Source organism: Thermococcus atlanticus, from assembly GCF_054657855.1.
On sequence record NZ_BAAHXX010000001.1, the window covers coordinates 1,029,603 to 1,049,971 of the forward strand.

A 20,369-nucleotide genomic window follows, 5' to 3' on the forward strand; every position below is an offset into this window, starting at 1 on the left:
TTATACACTCCCCCATTATTCCAGCAGCGCCTCTGAGGGAAAAGCTTTATCTATCCACCGTGCCATCTTTCTCCATGCCCTCTGAAAAAAGAATGCTCTCAATTACAGCCGTGCTGATTACGTTGCTGCTTGCGGAGTTCATGGGACTGTTTGTGTATCCAAACACACGTCTCTATGCTCTAACTCCTTACCTGAGCTCAATCTGGATGCGTTTAATCACGGATTCCGCCAGCTTTGCGGCTTTTGTGATTTACATACTTATGTTTGCTCTTTATGATATTAAAAAGACCGGAAAGGTGGAGCGCTGGACGCTGCGCTTCGTGCTCTCACTTTTCGCTGGCATGGTTGTTGTTGGCGTTCTGAAGGTGCTGTTAGGTGTGCCGAGACCCGGAGAGCCTTTCCTCCGGCGGGCACTCCTGAAGGCGGACTACTTTGCCTTTCCGTCAGGCCACGCAACGAGGGCTTCAATTCTGGCTTATTCCCTTGGAAAGCGCTTTCCCAAATACCGTCCCCTGTGGTGGGCTTATGCCATTCTGGTTGCGCTTTCCCGCCTGTTTCTCCACGTCCACTGGTTCAGCGATGTGCTCTTCGGTCTCCTCCTCGGCCCGTGGGTTCTTATGCTGGTGGAGGCCACAGAAGACCTCTGGCTCCCGGTCTACAATTCCATCATGCAAAAATTAAAACTGGGGGTGCTCAGGATTGAATAGCTTTGCTGAAATATTCATGCTTTCGCTTGTTCCGACGTTTGAGGGCAGATACGCCATAGTCTACGGCATGGGCAGAGGATATCCGCTGTGGGAAACCCTTTTTGTGGCGGCCCTCGGCGTTCTCCTTCTGTCCCTGATTCTCCCGCTCCTCCTGCCGTATATAGACGGTCTGATGCTCTGGCTTGAGGGGACTTTTCTGAGAAAGATAGCCCGCCTCTATCTCCACTATATCAATCGCGTGAGGAGAAAGGCACACCCATACGTGGAGAGATGGGGCTTCCTCGGGCTCACGGTATTTGTCGCAATCCCTCTCCCCGGAACAGGTGTCTGGACCGGAGCCCTAGCAGCTTATCTCTTCGGAATTGAAAAGAAAACCGCAGTCCCTGCGCTGATTCTCGGCGGACTTTTGAGCATGGCGATAACGCTCGTACCGAGCCTGGGACTCTTTGGTGCATCATAAAAATAAATCAGAGAATCTCCATCCTCCTGAGGATGATGACCTTCGCTTCATCTATCACCAGCATCCACGCTATTGCATAGACCCATATCAGCCCAGCGAGCTTCCAGCCTATCGGTGTTACAAAGATTCCATAGACGACTATAAGCGTTGCCAGGGCCTTGGTAATGACTGCAGACCAGAAGAGCAGTTTGCTTGGATACGGCTTCTGCCAGAGGTGCCCCCTTGCCCTTGTGACGAAGATTGTGAGATGCCCTGCAACCGCGAGCTTGAGGAAGATAAACGACTGTATCTCGGGCCTGCTCAGGAGAAGAATTCTCTCGGCTATGTAAAACAGCAGGAAGGAGCTCACAACGCCAACAAAGCCGAGCAGCGTTGAAAGCACGAGAACCTTATACATGTCCCATCTGACCGGCTTTCTCGGTGTAACCACATTGTCGTATGCTATCGCGAGTATGGGTGCGTCATTGAAGAGCGCCAGCAATACGATCATGATGGCGGTTATCGGGTAGAAGTTGAAGACAAGAATTGCGAATGTCACGAAGAACAGAACCCTTATGGTCTCGGTTATCCTGTAAATCACATAGCTCTCCATCCGCTGGAATATTCTCCTCGCCTCCTCTATGGCATGGGCTATCACGGAAAGGCCCGGCTGAAGCAGGACGACATCGGCCGCTGCTCTTGCGGCGTCAGTGGCCCCTGAAACAGCTATGCCACAGTTTGCCTTCTTAAGGGCAGGTGCATCGTTTACCCCATCACCCGTCATTGCCACGAGGTGTCCAGCTCTCTGCAGGGCATCGACAATCCTGAACTTATGTTCTGGAAAGACCTCGGAGAAGCCATCCGCTTCCTCGGCAAGCCTTTCAACTTCAGAGTCCCTCTTTGCCTTGAGCAGCTGGCTCATGGAGACTATTCTCGTTCCCAATCCGAGGATTTTGGCTATGTGCCTGGCTATTGCTATGTGATCACCCGTTACCATCTTTACATTGACCCCGAGCTTTCTTATCTCCTTTACAGCCTTGGGAGCATCGTCCCTGGGAGGATCAAAGAGGGGTATTATTCCGACAAAATCCCATTTTCTGTTTCTTGTTCTCGCAACCCCCAGGGCCCTGTAGCCTTCATCAGCCAGCTCATTGACCTTCTCTGTCGCTCTTTCCCTGACGTCATCCGGAACGTCACATATATCAAGGATGACCTGCGGGGCACCCTTGGCAACCCTGAACCTTTCCTCGTTTACAATATCAGCCTCGGTGCGCTTTATAACAGGGTCAAAAGGCCTGAATTTAATCTGGCGGAATTTTTTCACGGCATCCTTCAGCCCGAATCTCTCCAGGGCATTGATTATGGCCAGGTCGATTGGATCCTTATCCTCCTCCCTGCTCGCCAGGGCCCCGTAGAGAACCACATCCGCTTCGGTGTAACCGTTGAAGGGAACCGGGTCACCAACTGTCAGTTCATTCTTTGTCAGGGTTCCGGTTTTATCGGAGCACAGGACATCAACCCCCGCAAGCTCCTCAATGGAAACGAGTTTCGTGACGACAGCCTGTCTTTTGGCCAGATTCAGGGCCCCTATCGCCATCGTTATTGACAGAACCGCTGGCATTGCTGCCGGAATTGCGGCGACCATCAGCACAAGGCTGAACCTCATGGCCTCCACCAGGCTCTCGTGGCGGTGTATTGCGACAAGAAAAACGATGGAGACGAGAATCAGGGAGATGATTATCAGGTAGTCCCCCACTTTTATGACCATCTTCTGGAAGGAGCTCACGGTCTTGGCGCTTTCAACGAGCTGAACCGTCTTTCCGAAATAGGTGTTCATGCCCGTCCCTGTAACCACAGCTGTCATCTCTCCTTTTTTAACGAGGGAGCCTGAAAAGGCAATGTCCCCTATCTTTTTGTCCACCGGCAGGGATTCTCCCGTCAGCGCGGATTCGTCTATCATCAGATAATCTCCATCAATTAGCTTCACATCCGCCGGGACTATGTCGCCCATTCTGAGACGTATTATGTCCCCGGGGACAAGCTCTCTGGCCGGGATAATCTTCCATTCACCATCTCTGAGAACCCTTGCCTTCAGCGCCATCTTCTGCTTCAGGAACTCAATAACGTTTTCCGCCTTGTGTTCCTCCCAGAAGCCCACTATGCCGTTCATGGCCAGGAGAATCATTATAATCCAGAAATCCGCCCAGTGTCTAACTATGGCAGAGAGAACCGCCGCTATCTCTATCATCCAGGGTATTGGGCCCCAGAAGTATGAGAGGAACTTTATTATGGGATTTACCTTCTTCTCCGGGATTTCATTGGGGCCATAAACCTCCAGCCTTTTTCTGGCTTCCTCTGAGGAGAGACCTTTGTTTGAGGTTTTAAGTTCTTTCAGAACATCATCAACACTCATACGCTTGTAATCTTTTTCGGCAACCATCTCAACCCCTTAGATAAATAATGTTTGAGAAATATATACGAATTTTGTTACAATCATAAAAATGTCAGTGATCACTTCCGTTTCACGGCTGTTCTATGAAAAATGCAGAAATGTATTGGAAATATGACAAATACAAACCCGCATAATCTTTCCATATATCCCGAAAACTTTGATAAAAGATTGAAAGAGGCATGTCACTTCGTAGCCCTCGTTATCCCCACATCCTTCACGAGCACATAGGGCGTGAAAACGGGGGTGCTAACCTCCCACCAGTGAATCTGATAGAGCTCCCTCCCCAGTGCGGCTATGCCTTCGAGGATGTGCTGCATGTTGTCGCTAACCCTTATGTTCCTTATGGGCCTAAGCTCGCCCTTTTCAATGAGAAACGCCCCGTCCCTCGGAATCGTTGAGAAGTCCCCTTTAACATAGTTCTGGAACCTCGTATACCACACGTTGGTGATGTATATGCCGTGCCTGACCTCCTCAAAGAGCTCCTCCTTTGAGTGATCGCCTGGCGTTACGTAGATGTTCCATGCCCTCGGCATTATAAGGCCCGCATTCGCCGTGGTCTCCCTCTTGTACTTCCTCGCCATGCTGGTGTTGAGGAGATACGTTTTGAGCTCTCCTTTCTCGATTATTGTGGTCTCCCTCGTTGGGACGCCCTCGTCGTCGAACTTCCTCGTGCCGTAGGCGTTTGGCATGTTGCCAATGTCCCTTATCGTAACGCCCTCCCCTGCAATCCTCTGCCCGAGCTTGCCCACCATGAAGCTGAAGCCCGCCTCAACCGCAAAGGCTGATGCCATGAAGCTCATGTAGCTCATGAGATTTGCAAATGCCAGGGGGTCGAAGATAACGTCATATGTCCCGGCTTTGCCCTGAACGGGATTAACGGCAAGCTTCGCTATTTCACCAGCTTTTCTTCCCGCGCTCTCTGGGTTAAACCTGTCCAGCACCCTTGAGGAGCTCGTCCCGTGCCCGCTCTCCTCGTCCCCTATGAATGCCCTTACGCTTATCTCCACTCCCGTCCCTTCATCATAAGCCTCCACGCCGTTGCTCGTGCTCAGATAGAGCCTGTTATGGTCAGTGTAGAGAACACCGGCTACACGCTTGGCCCCCTCCTCAAGGGCAGCATTTATCGCCCGCTCCACGTATTCGTTCGGCTCGTCGAGCTCGACTATCCTCCTGTCAAAGGTCTCGGGGATGTCCCTGTACTTAAAGGGCCCCTCGGCTATTCCGTAGTAGTCCTCCTTGGGTGAGAGGCTCTTAACGCTTGCTAAAAGCGCCTTAAGGCTCCTCTCAATGGTCTCCCCATCAAATGTCATGAGGGTTGTCGAGCCTATCCTCTTCCCGTATTCAACAAAGAGCTCCACCTTTCTGGAATGCCAGTTCTTCGCAACGGTTATCTCGTTGTTCGCAAAACGCACCTGCCTCCTGCTCTCCTCATGGCTCAGAACCACGACATCGCCGAAGCCGAGCTCCTCCGCCTTCTTCAATATGAGTTCATTGACCTCGAACATCCCATCACCTCCTGAGAACAACCTCTCTCAACCTTGCTGGTGCTCCCCCCATCCATACGGGAACTCCCTGACCGGGTTCGCCCTTTCCACAGGTTCCCGGGAACATCTCGACCTCCCTGCCAACGGCATCAACGCTGCTCCACAGCCCCTTCGTGGTTATCTCAAGAATTGGCTTCCTCACAGGGTGCTTTATCTCGCCGTTCTCGATGAGATAAGCCTCCCTTCCGATGTATCTCTGCTGATACCTGCGGTCATCTATGTTCCACTCGTTGAAGGAGACCATGTAGACGCCGAGCTTTACATCCTCAATCAGCTCCTCGAAGGAGTAATCGCCCGGAGCCAGATAGGTGTTTGCCATCCTCACTATGGGCTCGCGGTTGTAGTTTATAGCCCTCGCAGAGGCGTTTGACTTCGTTCCGAGATATGCCGCGTATTCACGGTTCATGAGGAACTCGTTTATGATGCCCTCCCTTATCAAATAGCGCGGTCTGGCTTTAACGCCCTCATCATCGTAGAGGTAGAAGCCCCAGCTGTTCGGAATAGTCGGGTCTTCAATGACCGTGACGGCATCGCTCCCTATCCTCTCGCCGAGCATGTCGGGCTTTACAAAGCTCTCCCCGGCCTGGGCAGCCTCGCGCCCCATTATCCTGTCGAGCTCGTAGGGATGCCCCACGCTCTCGTGGACGGCTATTCCCGCCACCTCGGGGCTTATGACGATGTCCACCTTCCCCTCAGGCGGCTTCTTCCCCTCCTTTATGAGCCTCCGGAGTGCCTTCACGTCATTGAGTGCCCTTTCCCACGGTTCGTCCTTTTCTATAAGCTCAAGCCCTCCCGAGAAAGCCCTCTGGACAAAGGGAGCCTGCTCCATCTGCCCCTCCTCAAAAACGACGAGGTTGTACGTTATGGAAACCCTCGGGATGAGGCTCTCGACCACCGCACCCTCGCTGTTCATGAAGATTTTGTGCCACATGAAGTCCCCGTATCTCAGGAAGCGCATGGGCACGCTTATCCCAGAGCCCAGAACACTCTCCTCAATCCTCCTGAGGTACTCCATCTTCTCCTCCGCGCTCACATCCCTGAAGTCCTTCCTCATCCTCACCTCATAGAAGACCTCATGGAAGCTCTCCTCGCTGAACTCCACGGGCCTGTTCCTGACCTTCGATGCCGCCTTTGCAAGCTTTACCGCCCGCTTAACCGCTTCAAAAACGCTCTCCTTTGTGAGCACATTCGTGGATGAGAAACCCATCCCTCCGTTCACGAGAACCCTGATGCCTATACCCCTGTCCGCAAGAATTCCAAGTCCCTCGGGGCTGCCGTTTTTCATGGCTAAGGAAGTTCCGTTCTTCTCCTCGAACCTTGCCTCCGCATAGGAAGCGCCGAGCTCCTGCCCCTTTTCCACCGCAAACTCAACAAGTTCATGCATGCACATCACCTCTGATCAATGCATGGAATAGTTGCCCCGCTAAATATAAAATCTTTTCGCTTCGATGGACATCGAAATATGGGGCAGAATACTTTCGCATATATGCCGGAGGAATAAATAAACTCTGGCTCCCATCAAATATTGAGGGAATTCATTTTTGGGAGAGTGCTCACATGGGGGACATTCAAGCAAACAAAATGCACAACCCAAAACATGGGAATTAGCAAGAAATAAGAAACAAAAAGATCAGCCCTCATGAGCGAGCCAGAGGAGAACACCCTTGACAAACGGCCAGTTGGTGTTTATGTATCTCTGGTAGTACGCGTCGCTTATGGCCTTGCTTGAGCCGTAGGCAACTATTCTCCCGTCGCCAGCCTCCACGGCAGCGGCCACAACAGGCTTTGAACCCTTCTCTTTGACAACATTCTTGTCCTTGTCCTCGGCATAGGCGGTTTCGTAGCCTGTAATCAGCCAGACAGCACCGCCGCTTATGTCCAGGGTGTCGCCGTTGTACAGCATCTCATGCGTCTCGTTGAGGAATTTCATTGCCGGGTGGTCGAGGTTGTATATGCCCACGAGCGGGAACCACGGCCTGCCCGTGTTCTTCTCGTCATCCATGAGCTCGTCGTTCCTGAACTCAATTCCGTATTTGCCCACCACTTTGTTCAGGCTCTTGTAATAGACATTACCATAGTAGCTCTCACCGAGGATGAAGAGGCCGCCTCCGTTTTCGACGAATTTCTGTATGGCCTGGGCTTCATCGTCGGTTATGTCCCTGCTCGGGTTCGTTATGATTAGAATGTTGTAGTTCTTCAGCTTTTCATATGTGATGGGCTCTGTGTTTATGTCGACCTTCCAGCCGAGGTCGTTTTCAATCTTTCCGATGAGCGTGCTCATCCCGTTGCTGTCGCTCTTTGTCGGGCTGTAGTACTGGCCGTGGGAGGCATCAATGAGGACTTTTGTAACCCTGATGGTGACCCCTGTCTGCCCGCTTTCGGCCTGTTTAACCGCCGTCTGCATCAGCGGGAGGAGGTGTTCGAGTTTATCTTTAATCCCCCTGCTCAGGAATGCTGCCCGCCTTATGTGCCTCATTGCAGCGAATGAGAGGGATGTGGAGCCCGTTGCTTCTGAGTACCTTTTGAGGCTTATGTATTTCTGGTATTCCTGCTTTACAAGCTGCAGCTGTCCTTCGACGCTGAGAATCTCGGACTCAAACTCGCCCATGCTTATGTTGTACTGCCTGATCTTTTCGAGAAGCCCGGTAAAGTTCTTATAGAGCGGATTTAAGCTCTTCCACTCCCTCATGTACATGCCGAGGTAGTATGTGGACATGATTCTGGCTATCTTATCGGGGTGAGGTATGACCTCGACCTCCTTTGACTTGAAGTCGTACCCCTCAATCTCGGCCTTAATCTCGTGCATTCCCGTTGTCTGCGGCTGCCATATGTATTCCACGGCTTTTTCTCCTCCAGCGGGGAGCTCGATGGTTTCGTTTATTTTTGCTTTTCCGTCGATGTAGAGCAGGAATGTGACGTTCTGAGCGGCTTTTCCTCCGTTTTCAAGAACGACCTTTATCTTGTTGTCGTAGTTCTGGATTGCCCTGCTGGGTACCTGAAGGTCTTTTATGCTTATCGGAATGTAGTAGGTGACCTTAAGATACGGCTGGTCAGATGGGTTCTCCTTTGAGTATATCCATGCATAGTTATAGAAGTCTTCGGTGACGAGTTTCAGAATCATGCTGGCGATTTTATCCCCGCTGTAGAACTCATTCTGGATATAGGAGGTAACATCCCAGCAGACCCATCCCTTTGCAAGGGTTTTTGTATCCAGCAGCTCCCCCGGCTGGGGTACGGGGGAGGGGGTGCTGTCTTCGGTCCAAGCATCTGTAGTGTTGTAAACCCCGACTTCCATGGGAGTGCTGAGGTACTTTATATACGCTACATATACACATACCTGTGCTGATGAAATCTCCGCCGCAGGAGGTATCTCCGAGAGGTTGAATTTTAGATAAGTCCTCTCTCTGCTGTAGTAGCTCGAATTTCCGATGGCCAGTTCCCGTTTGTCGTAATAAGAGTGATAATTCTTCCACGAGAAGGAGGTGCCCTTGTAATAATAGCTGTATGCATCTGCTACTGGCAGCAGCGAGGTAGTTTTCTCGGGGTATGTCTGGCCGTTGGCAGCAGCTCCCGGAATTCCTGTCAGTGGAATTGCGCTCAGCACCATAACCGCAATCAAAAACAGCGCTAACCGCTTCATGGAACCACCAGATTTTTAGATGGAAATTTAAGTATAAATTCTTTTCCATTGTACAGGATATATCACCCATAGTGAAAGGATATTTTCATAAACCTCAAATTCCCACTGTGAGGGGTGGTTGCATGAGAATAACAACCAAGACGGGAGATAGGGGCATGACCGGTCTCTTCACGGGTGACAGGGTGGCGAAATTCTCACCGATTATGGAGGCCAACGGAACGATAGACGAGCTGGACAGCTTCCTCGGCGATGCCAAACACTACGTCCCGGAGGAGATGGCGGAAATCCTTGAGAAAATTCAGATCCAGCTCTACGACCTAATGGCGGAGCTGGCGAGCAGGGGTGAATACTCCAAAATCGGCGGGGAGGAAGTTGGGTGGCTTGAGGGGCTCATCCATGAATACGAGGAGGAAGTCCGGCTGAAGGTTTTCGTCCTCCCCGGCTCAACTCCGGCGAGTGCAAAGCTCGACATCTGCAGGGCGGTGGCGAGGAGGGCCGAAAGGGCTGTTGCAAGGCTCGTCCTCGACTACGGCTTTGGAAAAAACACACTCGTCTACCTCAACCGTCTGAGCGACCTGCTCTTCATCATGGCGAGGGCTGTGGAGAAGAGGGAGGGGAGGCTGAGGGAGGTCAAATAGCCCTCCCTGCATTTTCCTCGATATGTTCCTGCTCCGAGAGCAGAACCGCCCTGTGCCTGACGTAGTAGTAGAGTATCACACCGCCCTGGATGAACCATATGGCAAGTGAAACCGACCATGCGGAGTAGCGGTCTATTAGAGGGCCAACGGCAGCGAGCCCCAGAGGGGAGGAGATGTTGACGAGCAGTGTGAGGGCGGAGAAAACCCTGCTCCTCAGCTCCGTCGGGATGGCACGCTGGATTTTTGCCTGGAGGGGAATATTCACCACCGCATTGCTCACCCCCCAGAGCACCCCGACAGCCGCTAATGTCAGGAAGGCCGCATCTCTGGACAGCTTTGCTTGCGGTGAAATCACCCATATGAATACCAGTATCATTGCACCGTTAAACGCCAGTGCCTTAAAGAAGTATCTTCCTGCTTTTCTGCCGAGTTTGATGGCTACGACTATGTTCCCGAGGAGCATGCCTCCCATGAAGAAGCTCTCCAAAAGGCCGAACTGCCTGCTCGTGAACTTCAGAACCTCCCTGAAGGCGTAGGGCATTATCACAGCTCCGAAGGGCTGACCGACGGCGTTCATGAAGAGGGCGAAGCCCATGAGCATCATCAGATAGCCGCTTGAACGTAGGAAAGAGAGCCCCTCTCTGAGGTCGGTTATCACCTCCCCCATGCTTTCTATCTTTCTCGTCTCCCACCTGTATCTGATGAGGGCCTCAAAGAGTCCCGAGCCGAAGAAGCTGAGGGCGTTTATCATGATGGCCATCTTTATTCCGCCGAAGGCGTAGATGAGACCTCCAAGGGCAGGGCCGATAAGGCGGGCTATTATGGAAAAGGAGCTGACGGTGGAGTTTGCTCTCTCAAGCTCATCGGGCTCAACGAGGTCTGGAAACATGGCACTCGTAGCGGCCCCGAAGAACGTTCCCATGACCGCCATTATCACCTGAACCGCCAGGAGCTGGTAGATTCCAAGGAGGTCGAAGGCTATCACACCGAAGAGCAGGATACCGCGGAGGATATCGAACCACACCATCAGCCTCTTCCTGTTGTAGCGGTCTCCGATAACGCCGGCGAATGGCATTATTATCAGCGAGGGAACCACGTCGGCCAGGACGAAGAGCGTCATCATCGAGCCGCTGTGGGTCTTGTCAAGAACGTAAAGCGGTAGGGCAACCTCCTGCACCGCCCAGCCGAGCTGGCTTATAAATCTCCCTGCTGCGAACAGCCAGAAGTTCCTGTTGAGGCTCAAGCAACCACCTCCATGATCTCGGAATCTATGTTCATAACGCTCTCCCTGAAGTTTATGTAGTAGTATGCCGTCACGAGCAGGCTGATGGCCACAAGTGCAGCGATGAGGAGAGGCATCTCTACGGCATCGAGGAGCGGGCCCGCCACCGCCATCCCGAGCGGCGTCGTCGCCATTATCATCGTCTCAAAGGCCGAAAAGAACCTTGAGCGCACCTCATCCGGCACGGCCTTCTGGAGCTTGGCGAAGATCGGTATGTTGACCAGGGTGTTGAAGACTCCAAAGGCCACGAAGATGGCAATGAGCATGGGGTATGCCACCCTCCTGAATGCCGGATGGGCAACGGGAGCAAGGAGCAGCATGACCGCAAGCTGTCCGAAGAGGGCTTTGAATAGCAGCTTTTCGGAACTTTCTTTCAGCTTTCCGGCAATGAGGACGTTTCCCGCTAAGGCCCCGAGCGTTGCCGCTGTTTCGATGCTGCCGAACTGAACCGATGAGAGGCGCAGAGTCACCCTTGAGAGGTAGGGCAGTATCACCGCAAAGACAGGGTTCAGGAGAGTGTTGAGGATTATTGCAAAGCTAACGAGCACGAGCAGACTCCTTGAAGCCCTTATGAACCTGAATCCCTCCAGCATATCCTCCCACACCTCACTGAGACTGGAAAGCTTCCTCGTCTCTCTGCGGTATTCAATCAGCACCTCAAAGAGCCCCGAGCCGAAGAAGCTCACAGCGTTGATGAGTATGGCAAGCCTTATCCCTCCGAAGGCATAGATGACGCCGCCGAGTATGGGCCCGAGTATTCTTATCACCTGCCCGCCGCTCTGAAGTACGGAGTTTGCCTGAGCGAGCTGGTTCTTCCTGACCAGATCAGGGAACATGCCGCTTATTCCGGCCGAGAAGAAAGCCCCCATGACGCTCATGAGCACCTGTATTACGAGCAGGCTTCTGATGTCCAGCAGGTTGAAGGCTATGACCGCAAACAGCAGGACTCCCCTCGCTATGTCCAGCCCATACATGAGCTTCTTCCTGTCGTAGCGGTCTCCTATCACCCCGGCTATTGGGTTTATCAGCAGCCTCGGAATCAGCTCCGCCATCACGAAGACGCTCATCATGGCTCCGCTTCCTGTCCTGTCGAGCACGTAGAGCGGAACCGCAACGTCCTGAACCACCCAGCCGGCCTGTGATATCCATCTGCCAACCGTATAAAGCCAGAAATTTCTGCCCAGCTCTCTTAAATCCTTGAGCATCCTGACTAACCCCCATATTCTCGCATAATTACCTAATTATGTGACCAAGGAATTAAACAAAAACTTAGACCAGCTCCACCCTCACATCACCGTTTACAGTGCTCACCCTGACGTCATACGTCCCGGCTCCGATAACGGGCTCTTCAGGGTTAATGCCGACCAGCTCCACGTCTCCATTCACCTTTTTTGTGGTTATTTTGGCATCGCAGAAGTCCGTCAGGCGGAGCCTTATATCACCGTTTACAGTGCTCACCTGGATGTTATCATCAAGCTCTTCAATGTCCAGCTCCAGCTCGCCGTTGACCGTGGAGGCTGTGAGGGGGCCGGCGAGGGCGAGCCTCGCTTTAATCGTGCCATTTACCGAGGTCAAAAGTTCAGCCTCGCAACTGTCCAGCTCGATTTCCCCGTTGACCGTTATGGCCTCCTGAAATCTCAGTCCCCTGGCGTAAAGCTCTCCGTTGACGTTCTTTGCCTTGATAATGGTGTTTCCGGGGGTTTTTACCTCAATCTCCGCCCATCCTTTTCTTCCGCCAAAGAGGCCGAACCTTTTCCTCTGCTTTTCATTTATTACCAGCCTGCTTCCCTCCTGGTGGATTTCCACCTCCACCTCACCGTGGATTGTGTAGCTAACGCTGGTGTGGTCCTCATCCCAAGCCTCAAGCCGAACAGTCCCGTTGACAGCGTTTATCCATATCTCCCTGACGTTTTCAAATATCATCTCGAACCCTCCCCGCGGTTTTCACCCAAGATATTTCATCAGCTCATCGAGGAGTTCCTTAACGCGCCTGCTGAGCCGTGTTCTGTCTATCCCGAATCCCTCTATAAGCTCGGCACTCTGCTCCTCCACGATCTCCTTGGCCTTGCTGATGACCAGTCTGTAAGCTTCGGGCTCTTCAACGGCGTATGTCCTGCCGCCCGCCCTTATCTTCACCCTGCCTTCACGGGCGGAGATTACGACGTCCTCTATGCGTATCTTTGCCCTTCCCCTTCCAACCGTTACTGAAACGTCCCCTGAACGAAGTGAAACCGTCTCCCCGAGGCTGAGGCTCTCGTTTCCGCTCCTGTAAATTACCCTCTCCCCATCAACCTCGATGGAGTACTCATCGGTCTGAATCCTCAATCTGTCCCCGACCTTCGTCAGCTGGAAGCCGTTGGTGAGCTCCCTAATCGTGAGCATCTCTCCCCTGGGTATCGATGGCTTGCCCTCACGTATGTGTATCGGCCCGACCCTGACCTCCTCGCCGCCCGGCGTTTCTATGACCTCTATGAATGGGAGCTTGACATACTCAAAGCCCTCCCCTTCATAGACCTTCAGGAATCCGAGGTCAATTACGCTGCTCTTCTTCCTGCCCCTGTAAAGCCTCTCAGGGTTAACAAGCCCGTTCACCCTCGCCACAAAGCCCGGATCCGGAGAGGTCTTTTTTCCTCCTATCCTTTCTCCTGTCCAGACTGCGACCGGTGTCAGGAGCCTCTTGGTAACCCTGCCGAGCGGGGTCTCGGCCTCAACCGACACATCACCGTCTATAACCCAGCCGATACTCTTCCTTCCAAACTTAACGGGATATGCCTTTCCGCTCCCTCTCAGCTTGACATCACCAAAATCCGCCCCGCTGAACTCGTAGGCCTTCTTTTCCACCTTTATATCCAGCTTCTTCTCGTCGAATTTTGCCAGCAGAATCCCAGCTATCGCCAGGACAACGGCATATGCAAAGGCCGTTCCAGCATGCTGGCTCAGACTTCCGGACATTTTGAGCCATTTCCCGAAAAACAGGAGCAGAGACGTCCAGAAGGAGCCCTTGGCAAGCGCAAATATTATTCCGCTCAGCGTGACACCGAACCACCTGCCGACGCTCAGCAGTTCGAAGGCGAATATAAGGCCGATTATTGCATAAACCAGGTATTCGCTGTATTTCTCAAGTTTCAGCGGCCCTCTGAACAGCCAGAGGATCAGCATGAGTGCGGTGATTCCTTTGAGGTACTCAGCAGCTCTAAATCTCCAGCTTTCCTCCTCAACAATCCCGTATTTCCATACAAAGCTCATTCTTCCACCTCCCCGAGGGCAGTTATTATTTCGAGCAGACGCAAAAGCAAACGCCCGTTTTCGGTAATCTCATAACCTTCGGCACTCCTCACCATCCCGGTCTTCTTCAGGAGCTTCAGGTGATGTGAAACGGTGGGGCTTTCAACCCCGAGGGCCTCCTTTATCTCCTTGAACGTCATGGATTTATTTCCGAGCATGTTGAGAATCCGTATCCTGTCCGGATTGGCCAGACTCTTCAGTATCCTTGCGGCTTTAACCTCATCCAGCTCCAGGCTCCCGGCTTCGAGCTTCTTCCTGAGGCGCATCTTTATGGAGAGCATCACCTCATCCACCGGATCAATGCTCTCCTCCAACACCTCCAGACGTTTTTTCAGCTCCTCAAGCTGAGCCTTCAGATCTTTTTCCATGGTACCACCAGGTACAGATTTTTGTAGTACATTTTTCTGTACTTAACTGGGGTGTTTGGTATATAAAAACTTATCGGTGGATATATAGGATGGATTTATAATGGGACATGGAGGGCTCTGGAGCATTAGAAACTTAAGAAGTGGAAATTGGGGATAAATAACCAGAATAGCCAGTTCAGGATAATTCCGATTCTATTGTCTTAATTTCCTCATCAAGAATATCCCTAATGCTTTTGAGGAGCTCTAGGTATTCTCTGATGGTTTCCGGTTTCATTCTTCTTTCTCCCATCTCCTCGAGTCTTTTCTTCAGCCTCTCGTGATAGCTTATGGCGGTGTATAGGGTTCTCAATGCGAGATCATTTGATGTTCTGAGATATTCCCACCCTTTCTCGGTTAGCTTGTACTTTACACGACGCACCTTTCCGCGGTATTCCTCCCTGGGCTCAAGAAGACCATTCTCCACCATCTTGTTCAGAAGTGTATAAAGGTTACTGTGACTGGGTTTCCAGATACCAATCGTGAACTTTTCGAGCTCTTTAAGAATCTCGTAACCATGGGTCTCCCCTTTTAGACCGACAATTACCAGTATTATATTCTTGAGAGGAACCGTGAAGAGTCCCTTAACTATTCTGCGCTCAACTTCATTTTCCATGATGCCTCACCGTTATATTTAATTCAGTACCAAAACCTTTATAAATGCTTTTCTTGATGACATGTCGAATATTGACATGTCAAAAATAATAGTGTCTAAAAAAGTCATAGGTGATGCTCATGTCATGGAATGAGTGGATCGCCAGACATGCAAAGCTCGTTGTTGTTCTTTGGGTGGTTGTTATTATTCTTGCAACTCCCCTTGCTGTCAAGCTTAGCAGTGTCACCAACTACAGCATGGAGCAGTTCATGCCAAAGCACGTTGAATCTATTGAAGTCCAGAACAACATGAGTAAATATTTCAGCTCATTCTCCCAGAACGATAACATGACGTATATACTCCTCACCGACATCAAGGTCAACAGTCCTGAGGCAAGGAAAGCCTATGAGCAGTTTAAGACTGAAGCGAAAGCTTACGGAAGCAACTTTACGAGCTATTACGATGCGATGGACATGCTTCAGAATGAGTCGTACAGCATAGCGCTCAACCTCACTAAGATGACCGCCAATCTAACGGGAATCTTCTATTCTGCAGCTATTAACGCGAGCAACGCTTATAGGATGACCTTTCTGCAGATTGAGAACCTCAGCAAGCAGGTCAAGACCCTCAACGAAACCCTTCCCGAGATTGCAGGGGCTTACCTCGCGCTTGAGGCCAACCTGAGCGTTCTCTACAACCAGAGCCTCGCCCTTAGACGGGCCCTGAACGAGACGGACTTAGCTTACGTCGAGCTTCACAAGAACCTCACGGGAGCGAGCGAGCAGTTAAAGGCACTGAACTCAACGATAGCTGGCCTCAATGCTGGCCTCTACAACCTCAGCGATAACTACGCTAAGACATATCTCGGAGCTATAGGAGCCTACGGTGCACTCGTCCAGGCCGGAGCCTATGAAGGGGGCATTGATGGGGTAACAGCGCAGACGATAGCTACTCAGCTTGGAGTTCCCATCGAGCTCATTTATGCGGTTTACAATGCCACCTACCCAGCTTATTCAGCATACGGCTCAACGGCGATAACCGATGCTTTCCTAGCCAACGTTACTAAGGAAATGATTCTGGGTCAGGTCGGTGAGCCGATGGATAAGCAGCTCGCAGAGGCTTACTCCATTGCCTTTTACCAGGGCGTCGTGGCATTCGACGGTAAAACCGGAAGCGACTATGCTCTAATCAACCTCGGCAAGAACGCGGCCAAGCCCGTCGGAGAAATAGCATACGATGCCCTTAACAATCTCCCTAGCATCATGGAGAATGCCGGGAGGAGTTTTGAGGTTCCGGGCGTTGGCCGCATTCCAGCAAGAAGTCTCGCATACATTGTGAACGTCTCGGTAAGTCTCGGAAGGAATCCGAGTGTCTTGGCAGTTGAAAACGCGACCATTCAAGTTGCCAATGTCCTGATGGCTGGCAGTCCTCTAATGGAAACACCAAACGCAGACGAAATATTTGAGGTGCTCCTCCACGCCCCGACTAGGGAACTTGAGGTTACTCTACTCGCAAACGCATTAAAGGAGAGACTCCCTGCCGGACAGAAGGCCTTGGCTGAGCAGATATCGAAAACTGTGGTGAGCTTTGACCCCAACGCAACCGGGGTTCTTGCCAAGAACCCGAAGACCCTGAAAAAGGCCACCGTTTCACTCCTTGCAGGACTAATCAGGGAGAGAGGCATTGAACTCCCGGAAAGCGTTATAAGTCAGGTTTACGACTCCAACAGGAATGTCGAGCCTATTGCAAGAGAACTCTTAATCCAGAAGACCGCCGGGGAGATCGGAAGCGAGAAGGTCGCCGAGACGGTAGTAAGCATTGTCCTCAAGAACCCGGAGGAGCTGGCCAAGGGTATTGGCGTTAAGGATGCCATCAAGGGAATAATCACAAACTTAACAGGAACCGCTCCAATCGACCTCGGAAAGGTGGTTGAGGGCCTTTATGCTGGAAAAAGCTCGAAAGAGATAGCATACAGCCTCTTTGAGGAGGGAGTAAACGAGAAGCTCGCCAACGTAACTGCTCCCGAGGATGTTAAGGAGGCTCTCAGGGGGATAATACTAACCGTTGCCGGGGACTATCCGATGAGTGATTCGGAGATTGAAACTCTCGTCAAGGAAAAAACCGCAAAGCTCGTCGAAAAGTTCGTGAAGGAGATAAATCTCGGAGTTCCCATTAGAGTGAACACGACCCAGCTCGTTGAGGTAGCATTCAAGTTTAGGGATGACCCGGGCAGGATAACGGGAGGAAATGTCAGGCCTATAGAGGAGCAGGTTTACCCGTCCATCTACAGTCTCGCCAAGAGTTATATCAGCATGCTGAAGAGCCCTGACAATACGACGATGCTCATCATGATGATTCCAAGGAGCCTGAGGAACGTCACGGATCTTGAGAAGCAAGCAAAATTTCAGTATGAAAACACACTCAAGGCGAAGGAGGTTCTCCTGAAAGAGATGCGCAGGTATTTCCCGGAGGCAAAAGCACACATAAGCGGAACGCCAGTTCAGACTTATGAAATGATACACTATGGCAAAGAGGACAATGTAAAAACCACAAGGTTCAGCGTTATTGGTGCGTTAATAGTGCTTCTCGTAATACTCGGGGTCGCTTTGCTCGCGACGCTCCTGCCGTTTACAGGGGTCGCAACGGCAACGCTTACAGCCCTTGGAATTCTGTATCTGCTCGCAAGGGGAAACATTGTAAGTGTGGGAAGCTGGGCTCAGATGATAACGATAACTACCGCTCTTGGCCTCGGTATAGATTACTCGACCTATTATCTCCACAGATTTAAGGAATATCTAGCGGAAGGTTATGAACACGAAAAAGCGGTGAGTGAAGCGCTTAAGAGAGCAAAAGATGCTGTCTTGGCGAGTGCATCGACTGATATTATAGCCTTTGCGAGCTTCATCCTTGCTTGGGAGTTCCCGATATTCAGGCAGATGGGTGTAATAGCCCCGGTAGCAGTCATTGTGGTCCTCATAGCATCACTGACATTCATTCCGGCAATCACTGCTCTTATAGGCAACAGGAGAATCTTCTGGTGGCCAAGGCACATAAAGCATATTGAGGGGATGGACGTTCACAAAAAAAGCAGGATAGCGGCATGGTCGGTCAAGCATGCTAAAGCTGTGCTGTTGATATCCCTGATAGTCCTGACACCGGCAGTTTATAGCTTTGCCCATTTCAACGGAACCCACGACATTAAGCTTTTCATACCCAAAGACAGTGAGACATACGGCTTTCTGAAGCTCAGCGAAGAGAAGCTCGGTGTCGACGTTATGGGCTCAACATACGTTCTCATTGAGTTCAATCACAGGCTTGGCAGTGGGGATCTTGGCAAAATAAACGGACTCGTAAGAGATATCGAGGGAATCAAAGGGGTTAAATATGTTTATACAGTAACACAACCCTACGGAAAGCCAATAAACACTGATAATCTCAAAGCCCTCAAATCCATCGGCGGAGACAGGTATGTCTCAAGTGACGGCAGGATGGTGCTCATCCAGGTCGTAAGTGAGTACCGGGCAACAACACCCCAGGCACATCGGATGGTTAGGGATATCAGAAATCTCCTCAGGAGCTATGAGAAGAATGGTAAGATAGTCAAAGGAATGGTTGGAGGAGGTGCCGCTTTAGATCTCGACCTCAGCAATCTTATCAACAATATCTTCTGGCACAGGATATTCCCGGTAGCTCTGGTACTGATGTTCCTGTCACTCCTGCCAACACTTCGTGGCCTGCCTGCGGTTGTTTCTACAATGAGTACAATAGGAATTGGAGTTATGCTGAGCATCTGGCTCTCCAACTGGCTCTTTCAGAAGGTCTTCGGTGAACCTATAATGTGGTTTCTGCCGCTAATGGTTTTCATAGTACTGATGGGGGTGGGTATAGATTACAACAGCTTCTATCTCGTTAAGGCGAGGGACGAGTTTGAACGCAGGGATGCAAAGGAAGCGCTTACCGTGGCAGCCGGGAGCATGGATCTCGTTGTCATAGGCCTCGCTGCAGTGCTTGCTACAACCTACGGTGCCCTGATAACGAGCTCCACATGGGGTACGAGGGAGATAGGCTTTGCATTAGCGGCGGGGGTTTTGATAACAGCGACGCTTGCAGTTTACTTCCTCGGTCCGGCTATGATGAGTCTCTTTGGGGAGAAAGCATGGTGGCCTCTGCACAGGAAGAATGATTGAGCCCTCTAATTCCTCCTATCTTTTTTGAGCCTTTCCTCTTAGCTTCCTACATGCTACTATTCGACAGACTTTTAAACGCTAAGTTCTATTTTTTAGCATGAACATCACAGAGATGCTCCTGCTCATAGCGGTAGGTTACATCCTCAAGAGGTTAATCCGGGATGAGAGAGCCTTTAAATGGCTTAACGTTTTCTCAACACGTGTTCTCCTCACGCTCTTCGTGTTCGGGAACGTGGCGAGCAAGGATTTGGGATATCTGCTCAGCATAAGGCTTGTCTTCATTTACGTTTTCCTCATTATAGCCTTAAGCCTTGGCATCTCATATTTCTATGCCCGTTACTTTGTGCATGAGGAGAACTGGAAAGGGGCCCTTATGGTGCTCTCAGCCTACCCAAACACAGCCGCCATGGGCTTTCCGATAGCAAGCCTCTTTCTCAAGGACATAACCCCTGCGATACTTTACTCAACGACCAACAGCCTTATACTGCTCCCCCTCGCGACCTTCATAGCGGCGCATTACTCAAGCGGAAAGGCCTCCGTAAGGAAAAGCCTTGCCAAGGCGCTGAGGTTCCCTCCAACGGCAGCAAACCTACTGGCTCTGGGAATTGTGCTGGCGGGTGTCAGGCTCCCGGAGTGGCTTCTTGAACCTGCCAAGTCCATCGGCTGGTGGAGCATACCCCTCCTGCTCATATACTTCGGCTCCATAATAAACCTGAGGGAGTTCCGGTGGAAGCATCTGGCGGAGGTCGGTCTCTTCAGGAGCGTCATCCCCTTCCTCTTCGTCTTCCTGACACTCAGGGGGTCGGGGAGTATTTACTATGCCGTCCTCGTTGAGGCCTCAATGCCTCCTGCGATAATAGCAAATGTCATCCTTGCCCACTATCGTTTGAGGGCCGAGGAGGCAATAAGCGTCACCGTGGTGCTGACACTGATGGTGCTGTTGCTTTTCATTGTGCTCCGCTCGCTGATAGGCTGAGCGACTGATGGCCTTTTCAACCCTTCGAGCGGTTTCTTAATGGTGATTCCATGGAACGCGTTGTTGAGATTCTGAAAGAAATTCTTGAGATACGTCCCCAACAGGTTACCTTTTTCTTTTGAGAGCCTCGGGCGGGGATGCGGTATTTTTGAGTCAGCCATTCAAACTGCTGGAACCCTTTTAAACTCTGGAGTGTAGTAAGACTTCGGAGAGGCCACCG

Annotated in this window: 15 protein-coding genes; 5 read left to right on the plus strand and 10 right to left on the minus strand. The window is 51.4% G+C overall.

All coding sequences use genetic code 11. The annotated features are described in order from the left end of the window. The first annotated feature begins 74 nt into the window (after positions 1 to 74). Both ACYQ27_RS05485 and ACYQ27_RS05490 read left to right on the plus strand, forming a co-directional pair. Positions 75 to 707 (plus strand): phosphatase PAP2 family protein, encoded by a 633-nt coding sequence (locus ACYQ27_RS05485; RefSeq protein ID WP_460041196.1) that lies wholly within the window; start codon positions 75 to 77, stop codon positions 705 to 707. Then, positions 700 to 1,167 carry a COG2426 family protein gene (locus tag ACYQ27_RS05490; protein WP_460041197.1) on the plus strand — a complete coding sequence of 156 codons (468 nt, stop codon included), beginning with the start codon at positions 700 to 702 and terminating at the stop codon, positions 1,165 to 1,167. Before ACYQ27_RS05485 ends, ACYQ27_RS05490 begins: the two co-directional genes overlap by 8 nt. 7 nt (positions 1,168 to 1,174) lie before the next feature. Here ACYQ27_RS05490 and ACYQ27_RS05495 read toward each other — a convergent pair whose 3' ends face one another. The 4 genes from ACYQ27_RS05495 to ACYQ27_RS05510 form a co-directional block, all read right to left on the minus strand. Next, on the minus strand, positions 1,175 to 3,586 hold the full coding sequence (locus ACYQ27_RS05495) for a plasma-membrane proton-efflux P-type ATPase (RefSeq protein WP_460041198.1): 2,412 nt from the start codon (positions 3,584 to 3,586) through the stop codon (positions 1,175 to 1,177). Between the two features lie 194 nt (positions 3,587 to 3,780). Further along, positions 3,781 to 5,103, minus strand: a complete 1,323-nt coding sequence (locus ACYQ27_RS05500) for a TldD/PmbA family protein (RefSeq protein ID WP_460041199.1) — start codon at positions 5,101 to 5,103, stop codon at positions 3,781 to 3,783. Positions 5,104 to 5,107: 4 nt separating this feature from the next. Then, positions 5,108 to 6,526, minus strand: coding sequence for a TldD/PmbA family protein (locus tag ACYQ27_RS05505; RefSeq protein WP_460041200.1), 1,419 nt, complete (start codon positions 6,524 to 6,526; stop codon positions 5,108 to 5,110). A 246-nt stretch (positions 6,527 to 6,772) separates the two neighbouring features. Continuing rightward, complete coding sequence (locus tag ACYQ27_RS05510; protein WP_460041201.1) at positions 6,773 to 8,782, minus strand: DUF4350 domain-containing protein; 2,010 nt, start codon at positions 8,780 to 8,782, stop codon at positions 6,773 to 6,775. Between the two features lie 122 nt (positions 8,783 to 8,904). On the opposite strand from ACYQ27_RS05510, the gene ACYQ27_RS05515 reads away from it, so the two are divergent. After that, entirely contained in the window at positions 8,905 to 9,420 is a 516-nt protein-coding gene (locus ACYQ27_RS05515) for a cob(I)yrinic acid a,c-diamide adenosyltransferase (RefSeq protein ID WP_460041202.1), read from the plus strand. Here ACYQ27_RS05515 and ACYQ27_RS05520 read toward each other — a convergent pair. The 6 genes from ACYQ27_RS05520 to ACYQ27_RS05545 all read right to left on the minus strand — a co-directional run bounded on the left by ACYQ27_RS05520 (position 9,413) and on the right by ACYQ27_RS05545 (position 15,007). Further along, entirely contained in the window at positions 9,413 to 10,663 is a 1,251-nt protein-coding gene (locus tag ACYQ27_RS05520; RefSeq protein WP_460041203.1) for an MFS transporter, read from the minus strand. The genes ACYQ27_RS05515 and ACYQ27_RS05520 overlap by 8 nt on opposite strands. Beyond that, the gene (locus ACYQ27_RS05525; RefSeq protein ID WP_460041204.1) at positions 10,660 to 11,907 is read right to left on the minus strand and encodes an MFS transporter; all 1,248 of its coding nucleotides are present in this window, start codon (positions 11,905 to 11,907) and stop codon (positions 10,660 to 10,662) included. Before ACYQ27_RS05525 ends, ACYQ27_RS05520 begins: the two co-directional genes overlap by 4 nt. A 64-nt stretch (positions 11,908 to 11,971) precedes the next feature. Continuing rightward, positions 11,972 to 12,625, minus strand: coding sequence for a DUF4097 family beta strand repeat-containing protein (locus ACYQ27_RS05530; RefSeq protein ID WP_456396910.1), 654 nt, complete (start codon positions 12,623 to 12,625; stop codon positions 11,972 to 11,974). A 21-nt stretch (positions 12,626 to 12,646) separates the two neighbouring features. Next, positions 12,647 to 13,948, minus strand: a complete 1,302-nt coding sequence (locus ACYQ27_RS05535) for a hypothetical protein (protein ID WP_456453683.1) — start codon at positions 13,946 to 13,948, stop codon at positions 12,647 to 12,649. Further along, positions 13,945 to 14,355, minus strand: coding sequence for an ArsR/SmtB family transcription factor (locus ACYQ27_RS05540; protein ID WP_456396914.1), 411 nt, complete (start codon positions 14,353 to 14,355; stop codon positions 13,945 to 13,947). The genes ACYQ27_RS05535 and ACYQ27_RS05540 overlap by 4 nt, the downstream gene beginning before the upstream one ends. Positions 14,356 to 14,530: 175 nt before the next feature. Next, on the minus strand, positions 14,531 to 15,007 hold the full coding sequence (locus ACYQ27_RS05545; RefSeq protein WP_456396916.1) for a helix-turn-helix transcriptional regulator: 477 nt from the start codon (positions 15,005 to 15,007) through the stop codon (positions 14,531 to 14,533). Between the two features lie 113 nt (positions 15,008 to 15,120). On the opposite strand from ACYQ27_RS05545, the gene ACYQ27_RS05550 reads away from it, so the two are divergent. After that, positions 15,121 to 19,173, plus strand: a complete 4,053-nt coding sequence (locus tag ACYQ27_RS05550; RefSeq protein WP_460041205.1) for an MMPL family transporter — start codon at positions 15,121 to 15,123, stop codon at positions 19,171 to 19,173. Between the two features lie 97 nt (positions 19,174 to 19,270). Then, a complete protein-coding gene (locus ACYQ27_RS05555) occupies positions 19,271 to 20,149 on the plus strand; it encodes an AEC family transporter (protein WP_456453681.1) in 879 nt (292 codons plus the stop codon). The last annotated feature ends 220 nt before the right edge of the window (positions 20,150 to 20,369 follow it).